The 24,954-nt window shown below is 71.5% G+C and carries 13 protein-coding genes and 3 rRNA genes; 15 read left to right on the top strand and 1 reads right to left on the bottom strand.

Annotation, left to right across the window (positions count from 1 at the left end):
- The first annotated feature begins 199 nt into the window (after nucleotides 1-199).
- From gatC to gatB, 3 genes are read left to right on the top strand one after another with little or no spacing between them, the layout of a single operon-like run.
- Nucleotides 200-499 carry an Asp-tRNA(Asn)/Glu-tRNA(Gln) amidotransferase subunit GatC gene (gene gatC / locus MF406_RS13180; protein ID WP_242894575.1) on the top strand — a complete coding sequence of 100 codons (300 nt, stop codon included), beginning with the start codon at nucleotides 200-202 and terminating at the stop codon, nucleotides 497-499.
- A complete protein-coding gene (gene gatA, locus MF406_RS13175; protein WP_242894573.1) occupies nucleotides 496-2,004 on the top strand; it encodes an Asp-tRNA(Asn)/Glu-tRNA(Gln) amidotransferase subunit GatA in 1,509 nt (502 codons plus the stop codon). Before gatC ends, gatA begins: the two co-directional genes overlap by 4 nt.
- The gene (gene gatB / locus MF406_RS13170) at nucleotides 2,001-3,509 is read left to right on the top strand and encodes an Asp-tRNA(Asn)/Glu-tRNA(Gln) amidotransferase subunit GatB (RefSeq protein WP_242894571.1); all 1,509 of its coding nucleotides are present in this window, start codon (nucleotides 2,001-2,003) and stop codon (nucleotides 3,507-3,509) included. Before gatA ends, gatB begins: the two co-directional genes overlap by 4 nt.
- 303 nt (nucleotides 3,510-3,812) lie before the next feature.
- Here gatB and MF406_RS13165 read toward each other — a convergent pair whose 3' ends face one another.
- The gene (locus MF406_RS13165) at nucleotides 3,813-4,361 is read right to left on the bottom strand and encodes a DoxX family protein (RefSeq protein ID WP_242894570.1); all 549 of its coding nucleotides are present in this window, start codon (nucleotides 4,359-4,361) and stop codon (nucleotides 3,813-3,815) included.
- A 565-nt stretch (nucleotides 4,362-4,926) separates the two neighbouring features.
- On the opposite strand from MF406_RS13165, the gene aceB reads away from it, so the two are divergent.
- From aceB to cimA, 12 genes are all read left to right on the top strand, one after another.
- Nucleotides 4,927-6,534: a malate synthase A gene (aceB, locus tag MF406_RS13160; RefSeq protein ID WP_242894568.1), complete on the top strand. Its 1,608-nt coding sequence runs from the start codon at nucleotides 4,927-4,929 to the stop codon at nucleotides 6,532-6,534.
- Nucleotides 6,535-7,321: 787 nt separating this feature from the next.
- Nucleotides 7,322-8,848, top strand: a 16S ribosomal RNA gene (locus tag MF406_RS13155).
- Between the two features lie 299 nt (nucleotides 8,849-9,147).
- A 23S ribosomal RNA gene (locus MF406_RS13150) occupies nucleotides 9,148-12,266 on the top strand.
- Between the two features lie 95 nt (nucleotides 12,267-12,361).
- Nucleotides 12,362-12,478 (top strand): 5S ribosomal RNA (rrf, locus tag MF406_RS13145).
- Together the 16S, 23S and 5S rRNA genes form the textbook arrangement of a ribosomal RNA operon.
- Before the next feature lie 446 nt (nucleotides 12,479-12,924).
- A complete protein-coding gene (gene ilvD / locus MF406_RS13140) occupies nucleotides 12,925-14,634 on the top strand; it encodes a dihydroxy-acid dehydratase (RefSeq protein WP_242894566.1) in 1,710 nt (569 codons plus the stop codon).
- A 140-nt stretch (nucleotides 14,635-14,774) separates the two neighbouring features.
- The gene (locus MF406_RS13135) at nucleotides 14,775-15,452 is read left to right on the top strand and encodes a VOC family protein (protein WP_242894564.1); all 678 of its coding nucleotides are present in this window, start codon (nucleotides 14,775-14,777) and stop codon (nucleotides 15,450-15,452) included.
- Between the two features lie 229 nt (nucleotides 15,453-15,681).
- Entirely contained in the window at nucleotides 15,682-17,634 is a 1,953-nt protein-coding gene (locus MF406_RS13130; RefSeq protein ID WP_242894562.1) for an acetolactate synthase large subunit, read from the top strand.
- Nucleotides 17,635-17,648: 14 nt separating this feature from the next.
- The gene (ilvN, locus tag MF406_RS13125; protein WP_242894542.1) at nucleotides 17,649-18,173 is read left to right on the top strand and encodes an acetolactate synthase small subunit; all 525 of its coding nucleotides are present in this window, start codon (nucleotides 17,649-17,651) and stop codon (nucleotides 18,171-18,173) included.
- Nucleotides 18,174-18,307: 134 nt separating this feature from the next.
- Nucleotides 18,308-19,336, top strand: coding sequence for a ketol-acid reductoisomerase (gene ilvC, locus MF406_RS13120; RefSeq protein WP_242894540.1), 1,029 nt, complete (start codon nucleotides 18,308-18,310; stop codon nucleotides 19,334-19,336).
- A 271-nt stretch (nucleotides 19,337-19,607) separates the two neighbouring features.
- Nucleotides 19,608-20,651, top strand: a complete 1,044-nt coding sequence (locus tag MF406_RS13115) for a 3-isopropylmalate dehydrogenase (protein WP_242894538.1) — start codon at nucleotides 19,608-19,610, stop codon at nucleotides 20,649-20,651.
- Between the two features lie 371 nt (nucleotides 20,652-21,022).
- The gene (locus MF406_RS13110) at nucleotides 21,023-22,180 is read left to right on the top strand and encodes a branched-chain amino acid aminotransferase (protein WP_242894536.1); all 1,158 of its coding nucleotides are present in this window, start codon (nucleotides 21,023-21,025) and stop codon (nucleotides 22,178-22,180) included.
- Nucleotides 22,181-22,902: 722 nt separating this feature from the next.
- Nucleotides 22,903-24,630, top strand: a complete 1,728-nt coding sequence (cimA, locus tag MF406_RS13105; protein ID WP_256463893.1) for a citramalate synthase — start codon at nucleotides 22,903-22,905, stop codon at nucleotides 24,628-24,630.
- The last annotated feature ends 324 nt before the right edge of the window (nucleotides 24,631-24,954 follow it).

Here is a 24,954-nt window from a genome sequence, read left to right as displayed (position 1 = left end):
CGCGGGTTCGCCCGTGCACCTGGGCTCGACCCGCCGTCGGACGACTCCGGCCGCCGTCGAACACCCCCGCCGCCGTCGGACGCCGATCCCCCGCACCGGACCCTCGCCGCCACTGTCGGCGCCTTCGACCCTCACGGGACCCCCGGCCGCCGTCGGACACCTGCCGGCCCCGCCGGCGCCGCGTCATAGACTCGCCGCCATGTCCACCATCTCTGCCGACGAGGTCGCGCGGGTCGCGGCCCTGGCCCGGATCGAGCTGACCGCGGAGGAGGTCGAGCGCCTGGCCGGGGAGCTCGACGTCATCGCCACCGCCGTCGCCCGGGTCAGCGAGGTCGCCACGCCCGAGGTGCCCGCCACCTCCCACCCCATCCCGCTGACCAACGTCATGCGCGCGGACGAGGTGGTCGAGCCGCTCGACCTCGACGCCGTCCTGGCCGCCGCCCCCGCCGCGCAGGACGGCATGTTCCGGGTGCCGCAGATCCTCGGGGAGGACGCATGACCGACCTGACCCGGCGCACCGCCGCCGACCTCGCCGCCCTGCTGTGCACCGGGGAGGTCTCCAGCGTGGAGGTGACCCAGGCCCACCTGGACCGAATCGCCGCCGTCGACGGCGCCGTGCACGCCTTCCTGCACGTCAACGCCGAGGAGGCGCTCGCCGCCGCCGCCGACGTCGACGCCCGCCGCGCCGCAGGGGAGGAGCTGGCCGAGCTCGCCGGGGTCCCGGTGGCGGTCAAGGACGTCGTGGTGACCAAGGGGCAGGTGACCACCGCCGCCTCAAGGATCCTGGAGGGCTGGGTCCCGCCCTACGACGCCACCGTGGTGGCCCGGCTCCGCGCGGCCGGACTGCCGATCCTCGGCAAGACCAACATGGACGAGTTCGCGATGGGCTCCTCCACCGAGCACTCGGCGTTCGGCCCGACCCGCAATCCCTGGGACCTCGGCCGTATCCCGGGCGGCTCCGGCGGCGGGTCCGCGGCCGCCGTCGCCGCCCACGAGGCGCCGCTGGCGATCGGCACCGACACCGGCGGCTCGATCCGCCAGCCCGCCGCGGTCACCGGCACGGTCGGGGTCAAGCCGACCTACGGCGGGGTCTCCCGCTACGGCCTGATCGCCCTGGCCTCCTCCCTCGACCAGGCCGGCCCGGTCACCCGGACGGTGACCGACGCGGCGCTGCTGCACGAGGTCATCGGCGGGCACGACCCGCTGGACTCCACCTCCCTCACCGACCCGGTCACCGGGCTCGTCGACGCCGCGCGCACCGGGGACCTGGCCGGGCTGCGGGTCGGCATCGTCACCGAGCTCGGCGGCGCCGGCTACCAGCCCGGGGTGCGGGCCCGGTTCGAGGAGGCGGTGGCGCTGCTGGCCGGGGCCGGCGCGGAGGTCGTGGAGGTCTCCTGCCCGAGCTTCGACTACGCCCTGGCCGCCTACTACCTGATCATGCCGGCCGAGGCCTCCTCCAACCTGGCCCGGTTCGACGGCATGCGCTTCGGCCTGCGGGTCGAGCCCGCCGACGGGCCGGTCACCGCCGAGCGCGTCATGGCGGCCACCCGCGGCGCCGGGTTCGGCGACGAGGTCAAGCGGCGGATCGTGCTCGGCACCCACGCCCTGTCCGCCGGGTACTTCGACGCCTACTACGGCTCGGCCCAGAAGGTCCGCACCCTCATCCAGCGCGACTTCGCCGCCGCGTTCGCCCGCGCGGACGTGCTGGTCTCCCCGACGGCGCCCACCACCGCGTTCCGCTTCGGCGAGAAGCTCGACGACCCGATGGCGATGTACCTCAACGACGTCGCGACCATCCCCGCCAACCTCGCCGGCGTCCCCGGGCTGTCCCTGCCCGCCGGGCTCGGCGAGGACGGGCTGCCGGTCGGCGTCCAGATCCTCGCCCCGGCCCGGCAGGACGCGACGCTGTACCGGGTGGGCGGGGCGCTGGAGCGGCTCCTGACCGACACCTGGGGCGGGCCGATCCTCGCCCAGGCCCCCGACCTGGAGGTGGCACCCCGATGAGCACCCAGACGACCGCGGACCTCGTCGACTACGACGACGCCGTCAGCCGCTACGACCCGGTGCTGGGCATCGAGGTGCACGTCGAGCTCGGCACGGCGTCGAAGATGTTCGACGGCGCCCCCGCCAGCTTCGGTGCCGACCCCAACACCCAGATCACCCCGGTCTCCCTCGGGCTGCCCGGCGCGCTGCCGGTGGTCAACGCCCGGGCGGTGGAGTACGCCGTGCGGATCGGCCTGGCGCTGAACTGCGCCATCGCCGAGAGCTGCCGGTTCGCCCGGAAGAACTACTTCTACCCGGACGTGCCGAAGAACTTCCAGACCTCCCAGTACGACGAGCCGATCGCCGCCGACGGGTACCTGGACGTCGAGCTCGCCGACGGCACCACCGTCCGGGTGGAGATCGAGCGGGCCCACATGGAGGAGGACGCCGGCAAGAACACCCACGTCGGCGGCGCGGACGGGCGCATCCACGGCGCGGCCTACTCCCTGGTGGACTACAACCGGGCCGGCATCCCGCTGGTGGAGATCGTCACCCGGCCGATCACCGGCGCCGGGACGCGGGCGCCGGAGGTGGCCCGGGCGTACGTCTCGGCGCTGCGGGACATCTTCCGCACCCTCGGGGTGTCCGAGGCCCGGATGGAGCGCGGCAACGTGCGCGCCGACGTCAACGTCTCCCTGCGCCCGGCCCCGGACGCCCCGCTCGGCACCCGCACCGAGACCAAGAACGTCAACTCCTTCCGCTCCATCGAGCGGGCCGTCCGGTACGAGATCTCCCGGCAGGCGGCGGTGCTGGACGCCGGCGGGTCGGTGGTCCAGGAGACCCGGCACTGGCACGAGGAGGACGGGACGACGTCGCCCGGCCGGGTGAAGTCCGACGCGGAGGACTACCGGTACTTCCCCGAGCCGGACCTCGTCCCGCTGGCGCCGGAGCGGGCGTGGGTCGAGCGGCTCCGCGCCGAGCTGCCCGAGCTGCCGGCCGTGCGCCGGCGCCGGCTGCAGGCCGAGTGGGGCTACGCCGACGCCGAGATGCGCGACGTGGTCAACGCCGGCGCGCTGGACCTCATCGGGGCCACGGTCGCTGCCGGCGCCCGCCCGGACGCCGCCCGGAAGTGGTGGATGGGCGAGCTCGCCCGGATCGCCAAGGCCGACGGCACCGCGCTGGAGGAGCTGGCCATCACCCCCGGGCAGGTGGCCGAGCTCGCCGCCCTGGTGGAGTCCGGCCGGCTCACCGACAAGCTCGCCCGGCAGGTCCTCGCCGGCGTGCTGGCCGGGGAGGGGTCGCCGGCGGAGGTGGTCACCGCCCGCGGGCTGGAGGTGGTCTCCGACGACGGCGCCCTCGAGGCCGCCGTCGAGGAGGCCCTCGCCGCCAACCCGGACGTGGTGGAGAAGATCCGCGGCGGCAAGGTCCAGGCCGCCGGTGCGATCGTCGGGGCGGTCATGAAGGCCACCCGCGGCAAGGCGGACGCGGCCCGCGTCCGCGAGATCCTGATGGCCCGGGTGGGCTGAGCCGCTTCCGGGCCGGCCGACGGCGCCCGGCCGGGCACTCGGGAGGGCCCCGACCGTCAGGCGCGGCCGGACGAGCGCCCACCGTTCTGGTCCGGCCGAGAGGCGCGGGACGCGGCGCGGCCCCGGCTGCTCGACTCGCTGGACGGTGGTCGGATCGGGCGCTGGCTGCTGCCGGGCAGGACGGCCCAGGGCTGGGCGGGTCGGGCTGGGCGTCGTGCGGCCCTGGTCGGTGGACCGGGGCCTGGTGCTGGTGGATGCAGTGCGGCCCCGGTCGCTGGACCGGGGCCGCTCAGGAAGGGTCGGTCAGCGGAGCCAGTTGTTGCCGACCTTGCCGGCCCACCACTTGCCGAGGCCCCAGGTGTCGCCCGCGAGGGTGACCGCCGAGATGATGAGCAGCATCGCCTCGATCCAGTGCGAGTCGGTGATGGGGTTGGTGCCGCCGAGGACCAGGGGCAGCTCCGCGAGGTACATGAACGCCAGGAGCAGCGTGCCGGCGACGGCGGCGATCTTCAGGCCCGCGCCCAGCATCATCGCGACCCCGATGCCGAGCAGGCCGAGCTGGAAGAGCCAGTCACCGAACGGGTTCGCGAAGATCTGGAAGAACCCGTGGAACGGGCCCTCGATGCCCTTGATGAACCCCTGGGCGGGGGTTCCGCCGTTGATCCACGCCCCCTCGCTGGGGGTCATGAAGCCCAGGCCGAACGTCTTGTCGAGGAAGGCCCACAGGAACGTCCAGCCGATGATGATGCGGCCGATGGCGAGGACCTTGCGCGCGGCGCCGGAGGTGACGATCTCCTCCTGGTACATCGTCCGCCCGGCGGGTGCCGTCCGGGGGACTGTCGGGGTGGCCATGGTGATCTCCTTCTGGATCGGGCAGTGACCGTGGATCTGGTGTCATCACCGATCATGGTGGCCCGCTATGTCCAGTTCGTGGGGCTAACGTCCCGGAGTTCCAAGTTGCCCAATAGCGCCGGTTGGTGCCGGAAAACTCTGCCGTACGTGCCGGTCCCACCGGGCATGCGTGCTGACGTGCTGGGTGCCGACCTGCTGGGTGCCGACCTGCTGGGTGCCGACGTGCTGGGTGCCGACGTGCTGGGTGCCGACCTGCTGGGTGCTGGCTGCCGGGCGCCACGTCGTCCCCACCGCCTGGTGCGCATCGTCGGTCGACGCGGGTACGGCCACGGTCGGCTGCGGGCGCTGGCCGGGCAGGGACGGAGACAGCCGGCCGTGCCCAGACACAGCCGGCCGATGTCCTTGAGGGTGCGCGGCCCGCGGTCGCCGCCGTCGGCCGCGATGTCCCTGGCGGTGCACGGCTCGCCGTCGGCCGCCGTCGGCCGCATTGACCGTCCGGTACACCGGCCGATACCTTTCCACGAAGGAGATCGCCACTTCCGCATAGCGAAAACCGAGGAGTGTCATGGAGACTGCGACGACGCTGCAGACCCCTGCCGGGCTGGAGATCACCGGTCCGGTGGGCCCCCGGTACGAGGAGATCCTCAGCCCGCAGGCGCTGGAGCTGATCGTCCGGCTCCACCGCGCCCTGGACGACCGCCGGCTGGACCTGCTCCGGGCACGCGAGCGGCGGATCGCCGAGCTGGCCGCCGGCGGCACGCTGGACTTCCTGCCCGAGACCGCCGAGATCCGGGCGGACGAGTCCTGGCAGGTCGCCCCGCCCGCCCCCGGGCTGGTGGACCGGCGGGTGGAGATCACCGGCCCGACCGACCGGAAGATGACGATCAACGCCCTCAACTCCGGCGCCAAGGCCTGGCTGGCCGACTTCGAGGACGCGAGCACCCCGCGGTGGGACGCCGTCGTGGAGGGCCAGCTCAACCTGCTCGACGCCCTGAACCGGACCATCGACTTCACCGCCCCAGACACGGGCAAGGAGTACCGGCTGCGCCCGGACGAGGAGCTGCCGACCATCATCGTCCGGCCCCGGGGGTGGCACCTGCCGGAGAAGCACATCACCGTCGACGGCCGGCGCACGTCCGGCGCCCTGGTCGACTTCGCCCTGTACCTGGCGACGGCGGGCCGCCGGCAGATCGAGAAGGGCCGTGGGCCGTACTTCTACCTGCCGAAGATGGAGTCCCACCTCGAGGCGCGGCTGTGGAACGACGCGTTCGTTCTGGCGCAGGACTTCCTCGGCATCCCCCGGGGTACGATCCGGGCCACGGTGCTCATCGAGACCTACCCGGCCGCGTTCGAGATGGAGGAGATCCTCTACGAGCTGCGGGAGCACTCCGCCGGGCTCAACGCCGGCCGGTGGGACTACATGTTCTCCGTCATCAAGTCCTTCCGGACCCGCGGGTCCGACTTCCTGCTGCCCGACCGCAACGCGGTGACGATGACCGTCCCGTTCATGCGGGCGTACACCGAGCTGCTCGTGCGCACCTGCCACCGGCGCGGCGCGCACGCGATCGGCGGGATGGCCGCCTTCATCCCGGCCAAGGACCCCGAGGTCAACGAGGCGGCCTTCGCCAAGGTCCGCGCCGACAAGGCGCGGGAGGCCGCCGACGGGTTCGACGGGTCCTGGGTCGCCCACCCCGGGATGGTCGAGCTCTGCAAGGAGGTCTTCACCGAGGTCCTGGGCGACCGGCCGAACCAGATCGACCGCACGCGCGAGGACGTCCACGTCACGGCCGCCCAGCTGCTCGACGTCGCGGCCACCCCCGGCGACGTCACCGAGGCCGGCCTGCGCAACAACATCTCGGTCGGGATCCAGTACCTCGCCGCGTGGCTGAACGGGCAGGGGGCGGTGGCGATCTTCAACCTCATGGAGGACGCGGCCACCGCCGAGATCTCCCGGTCCCAGGTCTGGCAGTGGCTGCACAGCTCGGTGACCCTGGCCGACACCGGTGCCCAGGTCACCAAGGACCTGGTCGAGCGCCTCGTGGATGAGGAGGTCGCCGCGCTCCCAGGCGACGCGGCCGACTACGCCGACGCGCGCGCGACCTTCTTGCAGGTCGCCGTGGCCGACGACTACGCCGACTTCCTCACCCTGCCCGCCTACGAGCGCATGCCCTGACGGCCGCCGGGCCGGCCCGGCACGAGCGGGGCGTCCGGAGCGGGTGCACGCCCGCACGCTCCCGCGCTGGCCTCGCCGGGGCCGGTCGGCACGGGTGCCCGGGCGACCTGCGGAGGAGGGGCGCTGCAGGGCAGGCACGACGGCGGCCTCTCGCCCTCCCGGGCCCGACGGCGGCCTCTCGCCCTTCTCGGTACCGCCGACGCCGCACGGTGTCGCCGGTGCGGCCCCGTGCGCCCGTCCGCTCCCTATCCGGGCGCCCACCGTCCACAAGCTGTGGTCCACGTCATCCCGTGACGGTTTGACCCGCGTCCCGGCGCCTGCCTAACCTACTCGTGCCCGCCAGGGAGCAGCGGACACCGAGACCGGTGGCCGATCCCGCGGGAGGACCGAGAAGCAGCAGCGGAGACCCGCGCCTGCCGACCGGTCGCCGGACAGCCTGACCTTCGGACCGACAGCGGCCCGGTTGACAGCGCCAGCCGGCAGAGATAAAGTAGAACGCCTGCCCCGGTTCGGGTTCCTGCCTCGCGGTGGGGATTCGACGGTGTGTGTCTGTTTCTTGAGAACTCAACAGCGTGCCAAGTTTTTGATGCCATGTGATCGTCGTGCGTGGCTGCTGGTCCTTGCCGTTCGTGGTGGGGGGTGGTGGTCGGGTGCGGGGGTCGAAGTTTTTTGTTCTTGGTTGGTGCCTGCCTCGGTGCCCCCGGTTTCGGGGTGGGTGCTTGCTTGGATTGTTTTCTTCGTATCGATGGTCGTGGCTGCCCGGTCGGGTGGTCACGGGCTTTGGTTTTTAACGGAGAGTTTGATCCTGGCTCAGGACGAACGCTGGCGGCGTGCTTAACACATGCAAGTCGAACGATGACGGTCCAGCTTGCTGGGCCTGATTAGTGGCGAACGGGTGAGTAACACGTGAGCAACCTGCCCCTGACTTCGGGATAACCTCGGGAAACCGGGGCTAATACCGGATATGAGGCCGCCTCGCATGGGGTGGTCTGGAAAGACTGTGTCGGTTGGGGATGGGCTCGCGGCCTATCAGCTTGTTGGTGGGGTGATGGCCTACCAAGGCGACGACGGGTAGCCGGCCTGAGAGGGTGACCGGCCACACTGGGACTGAGACACGGCCCAGACTCCTACGGGAGGCAGCAGTGGGGAATATTGCACAATGGGCGCAAGCCTGATGCAGCGACGCCGCGTGAGGGATGACGGCCTTCGGGTTGTAAACCTCTTTCAGCAGGGAAGAAGCCTCCGGGTGACGGTACCTGCAGAAGAAGCGCCGGCTAACTACGTGCCAGCAGCCGCGGTAATACGTAGGGCGCAAGCGTTGTCCGGAATTATTGGGCGTAAAGAGCTCGTAGGCGGTCTGTCGCGTCTGCTGTGAAAACGCGGGGCTCAACCCCGCGCCTGCAGTGGGTACGGGCAGGCTCGAGTGCGGTAGGGGAGACTGGAATTCCTGGTGTAGCGGTGGAATGCGCAGATATCAGGAGGAACACCGATGGCGAAGGCAGGTCTCTGGGCCGTTACTGACGCTGAGGAGCGAAAGCATGGGGAGCGAACAGGATTAGATACCCTGGTAGTCCATGCCGTAAACGTTGGGCACTAGGTGTGGGGCCCATTCCACGGGTTCCGCGCCGCAGCTAACGCATTAAGTGCCCCGCCTGGGGAGTACGGCCGCAAGGCTAAAACTCAAAGGAATTGACGGGGGCCCGCACAAGCGGCGGAGCATGCGGATTAATTCGATGCAACGCGAAGAACCTTACCAAGGCTTGACATACACCGGAAACGCCCAGAGATGGGTGCCCCGCAAGGTCGGTGTACAGGTGGTGCATGGTTGTCGTCAGCTCGTGTCGTGAGATGTTGGGTTAAGTCCCGCAACGAGCGCAACCCTTGTCCTGTGTTGCCAGCGGGTTATGCCGGGGACTCATGGGAGACTGCCGGGGTCAACTCGGAGGAAGGTGGGGATGACGTCAAATCATCATGCCCCTTATGTCTTGGGCTTCACGCATGCTACAATGGCCGGTACAAAGGGCTGCTAAGCCGTGAGGTGGAGCGAATCCCAAAAAGCCGGTCTCAGTTCGGATTGGGGTCTGCAACTCGACCCCATGAAGTCGGAGTCGCTAGTAATCGCAGATCAGCAACGCTGCGGTGAATACGTTCTCGGGCCTTGTACACACCGCCCGTCACGTCATGAAAGTCGGTAACACCCGAAGCCGGTGGCCCAACCCCTCGTGGGGGGGAGCCGTCGAAGGTGGGACTGGCGATTGGGACGAAGTCGTAACAAGGTAGCCGTACCGGAAGGTGCGGCTGGATCACCTCCTTTCTAAGGAGCACTGTCGCCGCGCCCCTGTCGGGGGTGTGGTGGTGGCCCCGGCGCACGGCGAGTGTCCGTGCGGGGGGTTGCTCAGCTGGGTGGAACGTCAGAGGCTGGCACGCTGTTGGGTCCTGAGGGAGCAGGCCCGCCACCACCCCCGCGACGTGGGGGTGTGGGGGTTGGTTCGCTCGAGAGGGCCGCCCGGGCCGGGCCCCACCTGCTGGTGGGGTGCGGTGTGGTGTCGGTGGGTAGCTTGAGAACTGTACAGTGGACGCGAGCATCTTGTAGTTTTTTGTTGTAGTGCTTGTGGTCAAGTTTTTAAGAGCATACGGTGGATGCCTTGGCACCAGGAGCCGAAGAAGGACGTCGTAGCCTGCGATAAGCCTCGGGGAGCTGGCAAACGAGCTGTGATCCGAGGGTGTCCGAATGGGGGAACCCGGCCGCAGTCATGTGCGGTCGCCCGCGCCTGAATATATAGGGCGTGCGGCGGGAACGCGGGGAAGTGAAACATCTCAGTACCCGCAGGAGAAGATATTCCGTGAGTAGTGGCGAGCGAAAGCGGATGAGGCTAAACCGTGGGTGTGTGACAGCCGGCAGGCGTTGCACCCGCGGGGTCGTGGGACCTGCTTGCCGCCTCTGCCGGGGCGGTGCGGAGTGAGCAAGCCGTGGTGTAGCCGAACGGTCTGGGAAGGCCGGGCGTAGCGGGTGAGACCCCCGTAGGCGAAACACCGCGGCCTCCGTGCAGGGATCCCGAGTAGCACGGGGCCCGTGAAATCCCGTGCGAATCTGCCAAGACCACTTGGTAAGCCTAAATACTCCCTGGTGACCGATAGCGGACAAGTACCGTGAGGGAAAGGTGAAAAGTACCCCGGGAGGGGAGTGAAAGAGTACCTGAAACCGTGTGCTTACAACCCGTCGGAGCCTCCTTGGTGGGGGTGACGGCGTGCCTTTTGAAGAATGAGCCTGCGAGTTAGCGGTGCGTGGCGAGGTTAACCCGTCGTGGGGGAGCCGTAGCGAAAGCGAGTCCGAACAGGGCGACACAGTCGCGTGCTCTAGACCCGAAGCGGAGTGATCTACCCATGGGCAGGTTGAAGCGCGGGTAAGACCGCGTGGAGGACCGCACCCACTTAGGTTGAAAACTGAGGGGATGACCTGTGGGTAGGGGTGAAAGGCCAATCAAACTCCGTGATAGCTGGTTCTCCCCGAAATGCATTTAGGTGCAGCGTCGTGTGCTGCTTGCCGGAGGTAGAGCTACTGGATGGCCGATGGGCCCTACCAGGTTACTGACGTCAACCAAACTCCGAATGCCGGTAAGTGTGAGCACGGCAGTGAGACGGCGGGGGATAAGCTTCGTCGTCGAGAGGGAAACAGCCCAGACCACCGGCTAAGGCCCCCAAGCGTGTGCTAAGTGGGAAAGGATGTGGAGTTGCACAGACAACCAGGAGGTTGGCTTAGAAGCAGCCACCCTTGAAAGAGTGCGTAATAGCTCACTGGTCAAGTGATTCTGCGCCGACAATTTAGCGGGGCTCAAGCACACCGCCGAAGCCGTGGCACCTGCGCATGACCCCAGCCACGCGGCACTGCTGCGTGGTTCAGGGGCGCGGGTGGGTAGGGGAGCGTCGTGCGGGAGGCGAAGCCGCGGGGTGACCCAGCGGTGGATCCCGCACGAGTGAGAATGCAGGCATGAGTAGCGAAAGACGGGTGAGAAACCCGTCCGCCGATTGACCAAGGGTTCCAGGGCCAGGCTAATCCGCCCTGGGTAAGTCGGGACCTAAGGCGAGGCCGACAGGCGTAGTCGATGGACAACGGGTTGATATTCCCGTACCGGCGAAGGACCGACCATACCGAGCCCGGTGATGCTGACCACCCGAACCCGCCCGTCTTCCTTCGGGGAGCTGGGTGGGGGAGCGTGGGACCCGATCCGTCAGTAGGTAAGCGTGTTAACAGGGGTGACGCAGACAGGTAGCCACCGCGTGCTTAGTGGCAACGCACGTCCAAGGATGCAGGGCGGGGTGCAGGCAAATCCGCACCCCATACGCCTGAGGTCCGAGGGTGACCCCGTAGGGGGGAAGCAGGGTGATCCTATGCTGCCAAGAAAAGCCTCGACGCGAGGGACTAGCCGCCCGTACCCTAAACCGACCCAGGTGGTCAGGTTGAGTATACCGAGGCGATCGAGAGAATCGTGGTCAAGGAACTCGGCAAAATGCCCCCGTAACTTCGGGAGAAGGGGGGCCCGCGGGGTGAGGCCACATTGCTGGCTGGCTCTTGCGGGCCGCAGAGACCAGAGAGAAGCGACTGTTTACTAAAAACACAGGTCCGTGCGAAGTCGCAAGACGATGTATACGGACTGACGCCTGCCCGGTGCTGGAAGGTTAAGAGGACGGGTCAGCCACGCGAGTGGCGAAGCTCAGAATTTAAGCCCCAGTAAACGGCGGTGGTAACTATAACCATCCTAAGGTAGCGAAATTCCTTGTCGGGTAAGTTCCGACCTGCACGAATGGCGTAACGACTTCTCTGCTGTCTCGACCACGAGCTCGGCGAAATTGCACTACGAGTAAAGATGCTCGTTTCGCGCAGCAGGACGGAAAGACCCCGGGACCTTTACTATAGCTTGGTATTGGTGTTCGGTGCGGCTTGTGTAGGATAGGTGGGAGACTGTGAAGCGGCCACGCCAGTGGTCGTGGAGTCGCCGTTGAAATACCACTCTGGTCGTACTGCACATCTAACCTCGGTCCGTGATCCGGACCAGGGACAGTGCCTGGTGGGTAGTTTAACTGGGGCGGTTGCCTCCTAAAACGTAACGGAGGCGCTCAAAGGTTCCCTCAGCCTGGTTGGCAATCAGGTGGCGAGTGCAAGTGCACAAGGGAGCTTGACTGCGAGACTGACAGGTCGAGCAGGGACGAAAGTCGGAACTAGTGATCCGGCGGTGGCTTGTGGAAGCGCCGTCGCTCAACGGATAAAAGGTACCCCGGGGATAACAGGCTGATCTTGCCCAAGAGTCCATATCGACGGCATGGTTTGGCACCTCGATGTCGGCTCGTCGCATCCTGGGGCTGGAGCTGGTCCCAAGGGTTGGGCTGTTCGCCCATTAAAGCGGTACGCGAGCTGGGTTTAGAACGTCGTGAGACAGTTCGGTCCCTATCCGCTGCGCGCGCAGGAAACTTGAGAAGGCCTGTCCCTAGTACGAGAGGACCGGGACGGACGAACCTCTGGTGTGCCAGTTGTTCCGCCAGGAGCACGGCTGGTTGGCTACGTTCGGGAGGGATAACCGCTGAAAGCATCTAAGCGGGAAGCCTGCTTCAAGATGAGGTTTCCGCCACCCTTGTGGTGGGAAGGCCCCCAGCAGACTACTGGGTTGATAGGCCGGACGTGGAAGCGGGGCAACCCGTGAAGCTGACCGGTACTAATTGGCCGACAACTTAACCACGAACCAGCACCACAACGTTGGCTGCTGGGTGCGAGCGTCCACTGTACGGTTCCCGAGATACCCACCCCCGCCGGTGGTTGATATCTCCATAGAGTTACGGCGGTCATAGCGAGGGGGAAACGCCCGGTCCCATTCCGAACCCGGAAGCTAAGCCCCTCAGCGCCGATGGTACTGCACGGGCGACCGTGTGGGAGAGTAGGACACCGCCGAACACCCGTGCATCGAGGAGGCCGCAACCCACGTTGCGGCCTCCTCGGCATTTCCAGTTCGGTACTCGGCCCCGTGGCTCGGCATTGGAGCCGTCGACACGGGCGCCGGCCCGCGGCGCCCTCGGATCGCCCCTGCTGCCGTTCTCCCACTGCGGCACGCTCATCTCCGGCCACGTCGAGGCGGCGCTGCCGCGGTCGGCCCGGCCCGCCGCGCTGCCGCCCTCGACCGGCCACGTCGACGCCGCGGTGCCGCCGTCGACCGGCCACGTCGACGCCGCGCTGCCGCCGTCAGCCCGCGATGGCGCGCCGCCCCCGGCGGCCGGGACCGCCGTGGGCCTGCACCGGCAACGCCCTGCACCCCGTCGACTCTCGCGGCGGCGTCGAGCAGCCGCATCCCACGTGCCGACCCCGCAGCCGGCACCCGCGCGCCCGGTCCTACACTCGCCCCCATGACCATCCAGGCCCCAACGACACCGGACATCAAGCCGCGCAGCCGCCAGGTGACGGACGGCATCGAGGCCACCGCCGCCCGCGGCATGCTGCGCGCCGTCGGCATGGGCGACGAGGACTTCGCCAAGCCGCAGATCGGCATCGCGAGCTCGTGGAACGAGATCACCCCCTGCAACCTCTCGCTCAACCGCCTCGCCCAGGCGGCCAAGGAGGGCGTCTTCACCGGCGGCGGCTACCCCCTCCAGTTCGGCACCATCTCCGTCTCCGACGGCATCTCGATGGGCCACGAGGGCATGCACTTCTCGCTCGTCTCCCGCGACGTCATCGCCGACTCCGTCGAGACGGTCATGCAGGCCGAGCGCCTCGACGGCTCCGTGCTCCTGGCCGGCTGCGACAAGTCCCTCCCCGGGATGCTGATGGCGGCCGCCCGCCTGGACCTGGCCAGCGTGTTCATCTACGCCGGCTCGATCATGCCCGGCCGGGTCAAGCTCAGCGACGGCGTCGAGAAGGACGTGACGATCATCGACGCCTTCGAGGCCGTCGGCGCCTGCGCCCGCGGCCTGATGAGCAACGAGGACCTCGGGCGCATCGAGCGGGCCATCTGCCCGGGCGAGGGCGCCTGCGGCGGCTACTACACCGCCAACACCATGGCCACCGTCGCCGAGGCGATGGGGATGTCCATCCCCGGCTCGGCCACGCCGCCCTCGGCCGACCGGCGCCGCGACGCCGCCGCCCACCGCGCCGGCGAGGCCGTCGTCGGGCTGCTGCGCCAGGGCATCACCGCCCGCGACATCATGACCAAGGCGGCGTTCGAGAACGCGATCGCCGTCGTCCAGGCCTTCGGCGGGTCCACCAACGCGGTGCTGCACCTGCTGGCCATCGCCCACGAGGCCGACGTCGACCTCTCCCTCGAGGACTTCGCCCGCATCGGCGCCAAGGTGCCGCACCTGGCCAACCTCAAGCCCTACGGCCAGTACGTGATGTACGACGTCGACCGGGTCGGCGGGATCCAGGTCGTCATGAAGACGCTCCTGGACGCGGGGCTGCTGGACGGGGAGTGCCTGACGGTCACCGGCAAGACCGTCGCGGAGAACCTGGAGGCCCTGCGCCCCGAGGACCCGGACGGCAAGGTCCTCCGGCCGGCGAGCGACCCGGTCGCCGCCACCGGCGGCATCACGATCCTGCACGGCTCGCTCGCCCCGGAGGGCGCCGTCGTGAAGTCCGCGGGCTTCGAGAACGACGTCTTCGAGGGCACCGCCCGGGTGTTCGACCGGGAGCGCGCCGCGATGGACGCGCTCGAGGACGGCACGATCACCGCCGGCGACGTCGTCGTCATCCGTTACGAGGGCCCGAAGGGCGGCCCCGGGATGCGCGAGATGCTCGCCATCACCGGCGCCATCAAGGGCGCCGGGCTCGGCAAGGACGTGCTGCTGCTGACCGACGGGCGGTTCTCCGGCGGCACCACCGGGCTGTGCGTGGGCCACGTCGCGCCGGAGGCCGTCGACGGCGGCCCGGTCGCCCTCGTCCGGGACGGGGACCGGATCCGCCTCGACGTCGCCGCCGGCCGGCTCGACCTCCTCGTCGAGGACGACGAGCTGGACCGCCGCCGCGCCGGCTGGGCCCCGCTGCCGCCGCGCTACACCCGCGGCGTGCTCGGCAAGTACAGCAAGCTCGTCCAGTCCGCCTCCCGCGGAGCCATCCTGGAGTGAGCCCGGGCGGGGCGCCGGTGCGCCGCGGGCCGGCTGCCGGTAAGCGCCGGTCGGGCGGCCGGGCGGCGCGCCCCACCTGGTGCCGGAACGCGCTGCCGTCCCGCTCGCCGGGCCCGGGTCCCGGTGCCACCCTTGGGGCCATGACACGGCTGCTGCCCGCCGGGGAGGTGCAGGCCCGCCCGGGCCTGCAGGAGTGGCGCGTGGTCGGCCCCCGCCTCGTCGGCACCTTCCGCACCGGCTCCCTCGCCCGCGGCATCGAGCTGGCGCGGCGCATCGGCGACGTCGCCGAGGAGCTCGACCACCACCCCGACCTGGACCTGCGCTACCACCGGGTGCACGTCTCGCTCATCACCTACGCCGCCGGCGGGCTCACCGAGCGGGACGTCGCGCTCGGCGAGCGCATCTCGACCATCGCCCGCGAGCTCGGCCTGCGGCCCGAGCCCCACCGGTGCACCGCCGTCGAGATCGCCGTCGACGCGCTCGACATCGCCGCCGTCCTGCCGTTCTGGCAGGCCGTGCTCGGCTACAAGCGGTTCGCCCCGCCCGGCGAGGAGGAGACCTCCGTCGACCTCGTCGACCCCGCCGGCCGCGGGCCCGCCCTGTGGTTCCAGCAGATGGATGCCCCCCGCCCCGGCCGCAACCGCATCCACCTCGACGTCCACGTCCCCGCCGACCACGCCCCGGCCCGGGTGGCCGCCGCGCTGGCCGCCGGCGGCCACCTGGTCACGGACGCGCACGCCCCGTCCTGGTGGGTGCTGGCCGACGCGGAGGGCAACGAGGCCTGCGTGTGCACCTGGCAGGAGGAGCCCGCGGGCTGACCTCGGTCCGGCATCCGAGTACGTGATCCACCATCTGAGACGGCGTGACGCCGGCGACGGCGCCCGCTACTGTGGCCACCATGCAGCGGCACCTCGTACTTACCCCGCGCGCAACGGTCGCCTGAACCGGCTGTTGCGCGCACCCCTCGGCACCCTGGACAGGGACGAGGGGTTTTTTCATGCCCGTCCCGAGCACCACCGCCACGAGCACCACCGCCAGGAGGCACCGATGGCCAAGGCCCCGCACCCGGCCCCGCCCCGCCCGGCCCCGCCCAGGTCCGCGGCGGCCCTCCGCCCGGCCCCCCGGCCGGCCCCGGCCGCCCGCAGCACCCCGGCCGCCCGGCCCGCCCAGGGCAACGGCGAGGCCATGCCCGCGCCGGCCGGGCCCACCCAAGCCGCGCCCGCCCTGGCCCCCGGCCCCGCCGTGGTGACCGAGCCGTCCACCGGCGCGCGGAACATCGTCCGGGCGCTGGAGGAGGTGGGCGCCGAGGTCATCTTCGGCATGCCCGGCGGGGCGATCCTGCCGACCTACGACCCGCTCTACGACTCCACCCGGCTGCGCCACATCCTGGTCCGCCACGAGCAGGGCGCCGGGCACGCGGCCACCGGCTACGCCGCCGCCACCGGCAAGGTCGGCGTGTGCATGGCCACCTCCGGCCCGGGCGCGACCAACCTGATCACCCCGCTCGCCGACGCCCACATGGACTCCGTGCCGGTGGTCGCCATCACCGGGCAGGTGGGCGCGAGCGCCATCGGCACCGACGCCTTCCAGGAGGCCGACATCGTCGGGGCGACGATGCCGCTGACCAAGCACTCCTTCCTGGTCACCGATCCCAGCCAGGTCGCCGCCCGCATCGCTGAGGCGTTCCACATTGCCGCCACCGGCCGGCCCGGCCCGGTGCTGGTCGACGTCGCCAAGTCCGCCCAGCAGGCCGCGGCCGACTTCGTCTGGCCCCCCACCCTCGACCTGCCCGGGTACCACCCAGTCACCAAACCGCACCTGCGCCAGGTCCGCGAGGCCGCCCGGCTGCTGGCCACCGCCCGCCGGCCGGTGCTCTACGTCGGCGGCGGGGCGGTGCGCGCCGAGGCCGCCGCCGAGCTGCGCCGGCTCGTCGACCTCTCCGGGGCCGCCGTCGTCACCACCCTGATGGCCCGCGGCGTGGTGCCCGACTCCCACCCCCAGCACCTGGGCATGCCCGGGATGCACGGCTCGGTGGCCGCCGTCGCCGCGCTGCAGCAGGCCGACCTCATCGTCGCCCTGGGCGCCCGGTTCGACGACCGGGTCACCGGCCGGCTGGACAGCTTCGCGCCGAAGGCCACGATCGTCCACGCCGACATCGACCCGGCCGAGATCTCCAAGAACCGGCAGGCCGACGTGCCCATCGTCGGGGACCTGAAGGAGGTCGCCGCCGACCTGACCACCGAGCTGGCCGCGGCCCACGCCCAGCACGGCCGGCCGGACCTGGAGGGCTGGTGGCAGCGGCTGGACGACCTGCGCCAGCGCTACCCGCTGGGCTGGACGCCCACCGAGGACGGGCTGATGGCCCCCCAGCACGTGATCTCCCGGCTGGGCGAGATCGCCGGGCCGGAGGCGGTGTACGTCTCCGGGGTGGGCCAGCACCAGATGTGGGCGGCCCAGTTCATCCGCTACGAGCACCCCCGCACCTGGCTCAACTCCGGCGGCCTGGGCACCATGGGCTACGCGGTGCCCGCGGCCATGGGCGCCAAGGTCGGCCGGCCGGACGCCACCGTCTGGGCGGTCGACGGCGACGGCTGCTTCCAGATGACCAACCAGGAGCTGGCCACCTGCGCCCTGGAGGGCATCCCGATCAAGGTCGCCCTGATCAACAACTCCTCCCTCGGCATGGTCCGGCAGTGGCAGACCCTCTTCTACGAGGGCCGCTACTCCCACACCGACCTGCACACCGGGCACCAGACCCAGCACATCCCGGACTTCGTCAAGCTCGCCGAGGCCTACGGCTGCGTGGGCCTGCGGTGCGAGTCCACGGCCGACCTCGACGACACCATCCGCCGCGCCATGGAGATCGACGACGCCCCGGTGGTCGTGGACTTCGTGGTCTCCCGCGACGCGATGGTCTGGCCGATGGTGGCCGCCGGCGTCGGCAACGACGCCATCCAGTACGCCCGCGGGATCACCCCCGTGTGGGACCGCGACGAGTGAGCCGGAGCAGACCGATGACCACGCGCACCCTGTCAGTGCTGGTGGAGAACAAGCCCGGCGTGCTCACCCGCGTCTCGGCGCTCTTCGCCCGCCGCGCCTTCAACATCCACTCCCTGGCCGTGGGCCCCACCGAGCACCCGGAGATCTCCCGGATCACCGTCGTGGTGGACGCCGCCGACCTCCCGCTGGAGCAGGTGACCAAGCAGCTCAACAAGCTCGTCAACGTCATCAAGATCGTCGAGCTCGAGCCGGACTCCTCCGTCCAGCGCGAGCTGCTGCTGGTCAAGGTCCGCGCCGACGACGCCTCCCGCACGGCGGTGCTGCAGGTCGTCGAGCTCTTCCGGGCCCACGTGGTCGACGTCGCCCCCGACGCAGTGACCGTCGAGGCCACCGGCGCCGCCGGGAAGATCCGCGCCCTGCTCGCCGCCCTGGAGCCGCACGGCATCCGGGAGATCGTCCAGTCCGGCACGGTGGCCATCGCCCGCGGCAACCGCTCGATGACCGACCGGGCAGTCGAGCGGGTGGCCCGCAGCGCCTGACCGCCCCCGGCACCCGCGCCCGCACCGGTGCCCGCACCGCACCGGCCGCCGTCGGGAACCGCCGTCCCGGGCCGACGGCGGCCGGCCTGGCACCCTTGAACCGCACCAGCAGTCCCAACCGAAGGAGAACCACCGTGGCTGACCTGTTCTACGACGACGACGCCGACCTGTCCGTGATCCAGTCCAAGAAGGTGGCGGTCGTCGGCTACGGCAGCCAGGGCCACGCCCACGCGCTGAACCTGCGCGACTCCGGCGTCCAGGTCACCGTCGGCCTGCGCGAGGGCTCCGCCTCCCGCGCCAAGGCCGAGGAGGAGGGCCTGGCGGTGGCCACCGTGCCGGACGCCGTGGCCGGCGCCGACGTCGTCGTGATCCTGGCCCCCGACCAGGTCCAGCGCACCCTCTACGCCGAGCAGATCGCCCCGAACCTCAAGCCCGACGCCACCCTGCTCTTCGCGCACGGCTTCAACATCCGGTTCGGCTACATCACCCCCGAGGCCGGCCACGACGTCGTCATGGTCGCCCCGAAGGGCCCCGGGCACCTGGTGCGCCGGGAGTACGAGGCCGGCCGGGGGGTGCCGGTGATCGTCGCCGTCGAGCAGGACGGCTCCGGGACCGCCTGGGACACGGCGCTGAGCTACGCCAAGGCGATCGGCGGGCTGCGTGCCGCCGGCATCCGGACGACCTTCACCGAGGAGACCGAGACGGACCTGTTCGGCGAGCAGGCGGTGCTCTGCGGCGGGGTCTCCCAGCTCATCCAGTACGGCTTCGAGACCCTGACCGAGGCCGGCTACCAGCCCGAGGTCGCCTACTTCGAGGTGCTGCACGAGCTCAAGCTCATCGTCGACCTCATCTACGAGGGCGGCCTCACCAAGCAGCGCTGGTCCATCTCGGACACCGCCGAGTACGGCGACTACGTCTCCGGCCCCCGGGTGATCACCCCGCAGGTGAAGGAGAACATGAAGGCGGTGCTCGCGGACATCCAGTCCGGCGCCTTCGCCGACCGGTTCATCACGGACCAGGACGCCGGCGCGCCGGAGTTCAAGGAGCTCCGGGCCCGGGGCGAGGCGCACCCGATCGAGGCCACCGGCCGGGAGCTGCGCAAGCTCTTCGCCTGGGTCGACGCCGGGGACGCCGACTACGTCGAGGGCAGCGCCGCGCGCTGACGGCTTCGGGGCAGGGGAGCCGCGCGCTGGCGGCCCGGCAGGGGCGGCGCCGGGTGCCTGGCCGTGCCTGGCCGCCCAGGCCGGGCCGTCCGGCCCGACAGCCCGGGGGCCCGGCCGGCCCGGGGCGCACCAAGGCGGACATGAGACGCCCCGTCCGATCACGGACGGCGCGGCTACGGTTCGACCCGGGCGACCGCGCCGGCCGCCGACGGGCAGACCCCCGGGCTCCCGGCGCCGCCCGCAGCAGCAGGGACACGAGGAGAGGCACGGCATGACGCGCACGATCAGGCTGGCGGTCGTGGCCGGCGACGGCATCGGCCCGGAGGTCGTCGCCGAGGGCCTGAAGGTCCTCGACGCCGCGGTCGCCGGCGCCGACGTCACCGTCGAGCGCACCGAGCTCGACCTCGGCGCCGCCCGCTGGCACCGCACCGGGGAGACCCTCACCGACGCCGACCTGGCCACCATTACCGAGCACGACGCCATCCTGCTCGGCGCCATCGGCGACCCCACCGTGCCCTCCGGCGTCCTCGAGCGCGGCCTGCTGCTCCGGCTCCGGTTCGCCCTGGACCACTACGTCAACCTCCGGCCCTCCCGCATCTACCCCGGCGTGCCCAGCCCGCTCGCCGCGCCGGGCGAGGTCGACTTCGTCGTCGTGCGCGAGGGCACCGAGGGGCCCTACGTCGGCAACGGCGGCGCGATCCGGGTGGGCACCCCGGCGGAGGTGGCCAACGAGGTCTCGGTCAACACCGCCTACGGCGTCGAGCGGGTGGTCCGCGACGCGTTCGCCCGGGCCCAGGCCCGCCCCCGCCGCCGGCTCACCCTCGTGCACAAGCACAACGTCCTCGTCCACGCCGGGCACCTCTGGCGGCGCACCGTCGAGGCCGTCGCGGCGGAGTACCCGGACGTCGCCGTCGACTACCTGCACGTGGACGCCGCCACCATCTTCCTCGTCACCGACCCGGCCCGGTTCGACGTCATCGTCACCGACAACCTCTTCGGCGACATCCTCACCGACCTCGCCGCCGCCATCAGCGGCGGCATCGGGCTGGCCGCCTCGGGCAACATCAACCCGGCGCGGACCACGCCCTCGATGTTCGAGCCGGTCCACGGCTCCGCCCCCGACATCGCCGGGCGGGGCATCGCCGACCCCACCGCCACCGTGCTCTCCGTCGCCCTGCTCCTGGACCACCTCGGCCTGGGCGCCGAGGCACGGCGGGTGGAGGCCGCCGTCGCCGCCGACGTCGCCGAGCGGGACGGCCAGGCCCGGCCCACCGCCGTCGTCGGCGACGCCCTCGCCGCCCGAGTATCCGGCTGACCCCGGGGCGGCACCCGCCCGCCCGCCCGTCGGGGACGACGACCGCCGGCGTCTCGGCACCACCCCGCGGACGGCGCCCGGCCCCACCGGTCCGGCACGATCCCGCCGACGGCGCCCGGTCCCGCCGGCACCACCCCGCGGACGGCGCCCGGTCCCGCCGATCCAGCACCATCCCGCCTGCGGCGTCCCACCCCCTGGCACCCTCCCGACGGCGGCCCAGCGGGCCCCGCCACCACCCCGCCGACGGCGCCCGGCCGCTGGGTCCCGGCGCCCGCCGCCTCCCGGCCTCCGGCCACCACCCGACCGGCCCCTGCGCCGCTCCGGCCACCGGCGATACCGTCATCCCACCCGCAGCACCCGAAGAAGGTCCCATGAGCACCTCGCCCGCCCCCACCGCGCCCCTGACCGGCCCCGACGCCGCCGAGCTTCCCGCCGCCGACGCCCTCGCCGGCCGGTTCCCGCACACCCCCGCCGCCAGCCCGGCAACCGCCCAGACCCACGCCGAGGTCATGGGCAGCCTGACCTTCGGCGTCGCGTTCACCGACCACATGGCGCGCGCCCGGTGGACCGCCGACGCCGGCTGGCACGACCACGGCACCGTCGCCTTCGCCCCCATCGCGCTCTCCCCGGCCGCCGCCGTCCTCCACTACGGCCAGCAGGTGTTCGAGGGGCTGAAGGCCTACCGGCACGCCGACGGGTCGGTGTGGACGTTCCGCCCCGGCTTCAACGCCGCCCGGTTCAACGCCTCGGCCCGCCGCCTGGCGCTGCCCGAGCTGCCCGCCGAGGACTTCGTCGCCTCGCTGGCCGCGCTGGTCGCCGCGGACCGCCGGTGGGTGCCGGAGACCACCGGCGCCAGCCTGTACCTGCGGCCGTTCATGATCGCCACCGAGCCCTTCCTCGGCGTGCGCGCGGCCCGCGAGGTCGCCTACCTCCTCATCGCCTCCCCGGTCGGGCCGTACTTCACCCAGGGCTTCACCCCGGTGGCGATCTGGGTGGCCGCGGACTACCACCGGGTCGGCCCGGGGGGGATGGGCGCGGCCAAGACCGGCGGCAACTACGCCGCCTCCCTGCTGCCCCAGCAGGAGGCCTACGACAAGGGGTTCGAGCAGGTCTGCTACCTCGACGCCGCGACCAACACCTACCTGGAGGAGCTGGGGGGGATGAACCTCTTCGTCGTCGACGACGACGGCGCCGTCCGGACGCCCGCGCTTACCGGCACCATCCTCGAGGGCGGCACCCGCGCCTCGATCCTGGACCTGCTGCGCGCCGACGGCCGGGAGGTCCGCGAGGAGATGATCGACCTGGCCGGCCTGCTGGACGACATCCGCGCCGGCCGCGTCCGGGAGGCCTTCGCGTGCGGGACCGCCGCCGTCGTGACCCCCATCGGCCGCCTGGCGGGGGAGGGGTTCGACGTCACGGTCGGGGACGGCACCCCGGGGCCGACGACGACGGAGCTCTACACCACGCTGACGGACATCCAGTACGGCCGGCGCCCCGACCCGGCGGGCTGGATGTACCGCCTGGCCTGACGCAGCCCCGGAGCGCCGGGCGTGCCGCCCGGACGGACCGCTCGATACCACGGCGTCGCGCGAGTCTGAGAAGCCGGAGCCAAGCCGGTCCCGGTGCGGAAGCCGCGTGTCGCAGGTGGGCAGCACGGGCTGGGCACCGCAGGCCATGCACCGCAGGCCATGCAGGCCGCGCACCGCGGGCCGTGCATCGGATGCCACGCAGGCCGCCCACCGGAGGTCGTGCATGTCTGTACTCGCTGTGGCGGCTTCGAGCCGGCTTGAAGCCGCCACAGCGAGTACAGACATGGAGGTCGGTCGACGGTGCGGTGAGCTGAGCCCCAGCGCGGCGTCGGCCGCAGGGGGCCGCCTGTCAACGACGGGCCGGGGCTCGACGCACCGCGCGCCGCGGGCACCGGGAGGCCCTCACCCTGCGCGCCGCGGGCACCGCGGCGCCCGGTCGCGCCCGCCCGTCTCACATGGTGGCGCAGGCGACCACCCACCGGGCGGCGGTGTGGCACACTCGCTCGCGTGACGCGCTCCCAGCTGCTTATCGGCTAGCGCATCGAGCACACCCGCTCGATGCGCAGACCTCCCGTACCACGGGAGGTCTTCTTGTTGCTGGGGGCACCTTCCCAGCGACGCCGCCGCCCCGTCGCGGCGACCGCGACCGGTACCGGCACCACCCCGCCGGCCTACGCTGGGGCTGCGCCACCGAGCCACGCCGGCCCACCGCAAGGAGCACCATGCGCAGCACCGTCGCCCCCGGTGGGCGCCCGGCCGCCGTCGACCCGGACGACGCCCGCCCCGCCGCCGTCGACCCAGCGCGGCCGGCCGCCGCCGACGCCGGGCCCGCCGCCCGCCCCACGGCCGCCGCCGCACCCGCTGCCGAGGCCGCCGTCGTCCAGGTCTACGACACCACCCTGCGCGACGGCGCCCAGCAGGAGGGCATGAACCTGTCGGTGGCCGACAAGCTGGCCATCGCCGCCCACCTCGACTCCCTCGGCGTGGGCTACATCGAGGGCGGCTGGCCCGGCGCCATCCCCAAGGACACCGAGTTCTTCGCCCGGGCGGCCAAGGAGCTCGACCTGCGCCACGCCCGCCTCGCCGCGTTCGGCGCCACCTGCCGGCCGGGGGCCGAGCCCGGCGCGGACGCCCAGGTGCGGGCCCTGGTGGAGGCCGAGGCGCCGGTGGTCACCCTGGTCGCCAAGAGCGACAGCCGGCACGTCGAGCGGGCGCTGCGGACCACCGGCGCGGAGAACCTGCGGATGATCCGGGCGACGGTGGGCCACCTGGTCGCGCTGGACCGGGAGGTGGTGGTGGACCTGGAGCACTTCTTCGACGGCTACCGCCACGACGCCGGCTACGCCCTGCAGTGCGTGGCGGCCGCCGTCGACGCCGGCGCCGCCACCGTGGTGCTGTGCGACACCAACGGCGGGATGCTGCCCACCTGGGTCAGCGAGGTGGTGGCCGCGGTCCGGGCGAGCACGTCCGGCCGGCTGGGCATCCACGCGCACAACGACTCCGGCTGCGCTGTCGCCAACACCCTGGCCGCCGTCGAGGCCGGCGCCGGGCACATCCAGGGCACCGTGAACGGCTACGGCGAGCGGACCGGCAACGCCGACCTGCTGACCTGCGTGGCCAACCTCGAGCTCAAGCTCGGCCGGCCGGCGCTGGCCGGCACCGGCCTGGCCGACGCCACCGGCGTCGCGCACGCCATCTCCGAGATCACCAACATCAGCCCCTACGGGCGCCAGCCCTACGTCGGGGCGTCGGCGTTCGCGCACAAGGCCGGCCTGCACGCCTCGGCGATCCGGGTGGACCCGGACCTGTACCAGCACGTCGACCCCACCGCCGTCGGCAACGACATGCGGATGCTCGTCTCGGAGATGGCCGGCCGGGCCTCCATCGAGCTCAAGGGCCGCGAGCTCGGCTTCGACCTCGCCGGCCAGGGCGAGCTGCTCGGCCGGGTGACGCAGCGGGTCAAGGAGGCCGAGGCGGCCGGGTACACCTACGACGCCGCCGACGCCTCCTTCGAGCTGCTGCTGCGCACCGAGATCGACGGCCGCCCGCCGCGCTACTTCGAGGTGGAGAGCTGGCGCGCCTTCGTCGAGCACCGCCCGGGCGGCGGGCAGGAGGCCGAGGCCACCGTCCGGCTGCGCACCGGGCAGGGCCGGATGGTCCGCACCGGGGAGGGCAACGGCCCGGTCAACGCCCTGGACCACGCGCTGCGCGAGGCGCTGGTGGGTACCTACCCCGAGATCGAGGCCTTCGAGCTGATCGACTACAAGGTCCGCATCCTCGACACCCAGCAGGGCACCGACGCCACCATCCGGGTGCTCATCGAGACCTCCGACACCGTCCGGAGCTGGTCCACGGTCGGGGTGGGCACGAACATCATCGAGGCGTCCTGGCAGGCGCTGACCGAGTCGGTCGTGTGGGGGCTGCTGCACCACGGCGTCGAGCCGCGCTGACGGCCGGCGACGGACGGCGCCGGGGGGCCGACGACGGCGGGCGAGGTGCCTGAGCCCCCGGTTCCTGCAACTGCCGCGAACGACGCGCGTGCGAGTGCCTCCTCGCGAGGTGTTGCAGCGACCCCTTGAGCTGACGGGTGGGCTCGACTCCGGCTGCAGCGCGCGTCCGTGTGGTACTTGTGGCCGGTTTCCGGCGCCGTGAAACCGCCCACAAGTACCACACGGACGGTGCCGGCGCGGGGTGGTGAATGCCGGGCAGGTGCACCCGGGGGACGAGCGCGGAGCCCGGTCGGCGCGAGCCAGGGCAGAGCTCGGGGCGAACAC

Source organism: Georgenia sp. TF02-10, from assembly GCF_022759505.1.
In the GTDB taxonomy this organism is placed as follows: domain Bacteria; phylum Actinomycetota; class Actinomycetes; order Actinomycetales; family Actinomycetaceae; genus TF02-10.
Note: the sequence above shows the minus strand (reverse complement) of the source record. Positions and strands in the feature narration are given on the sequence as shown.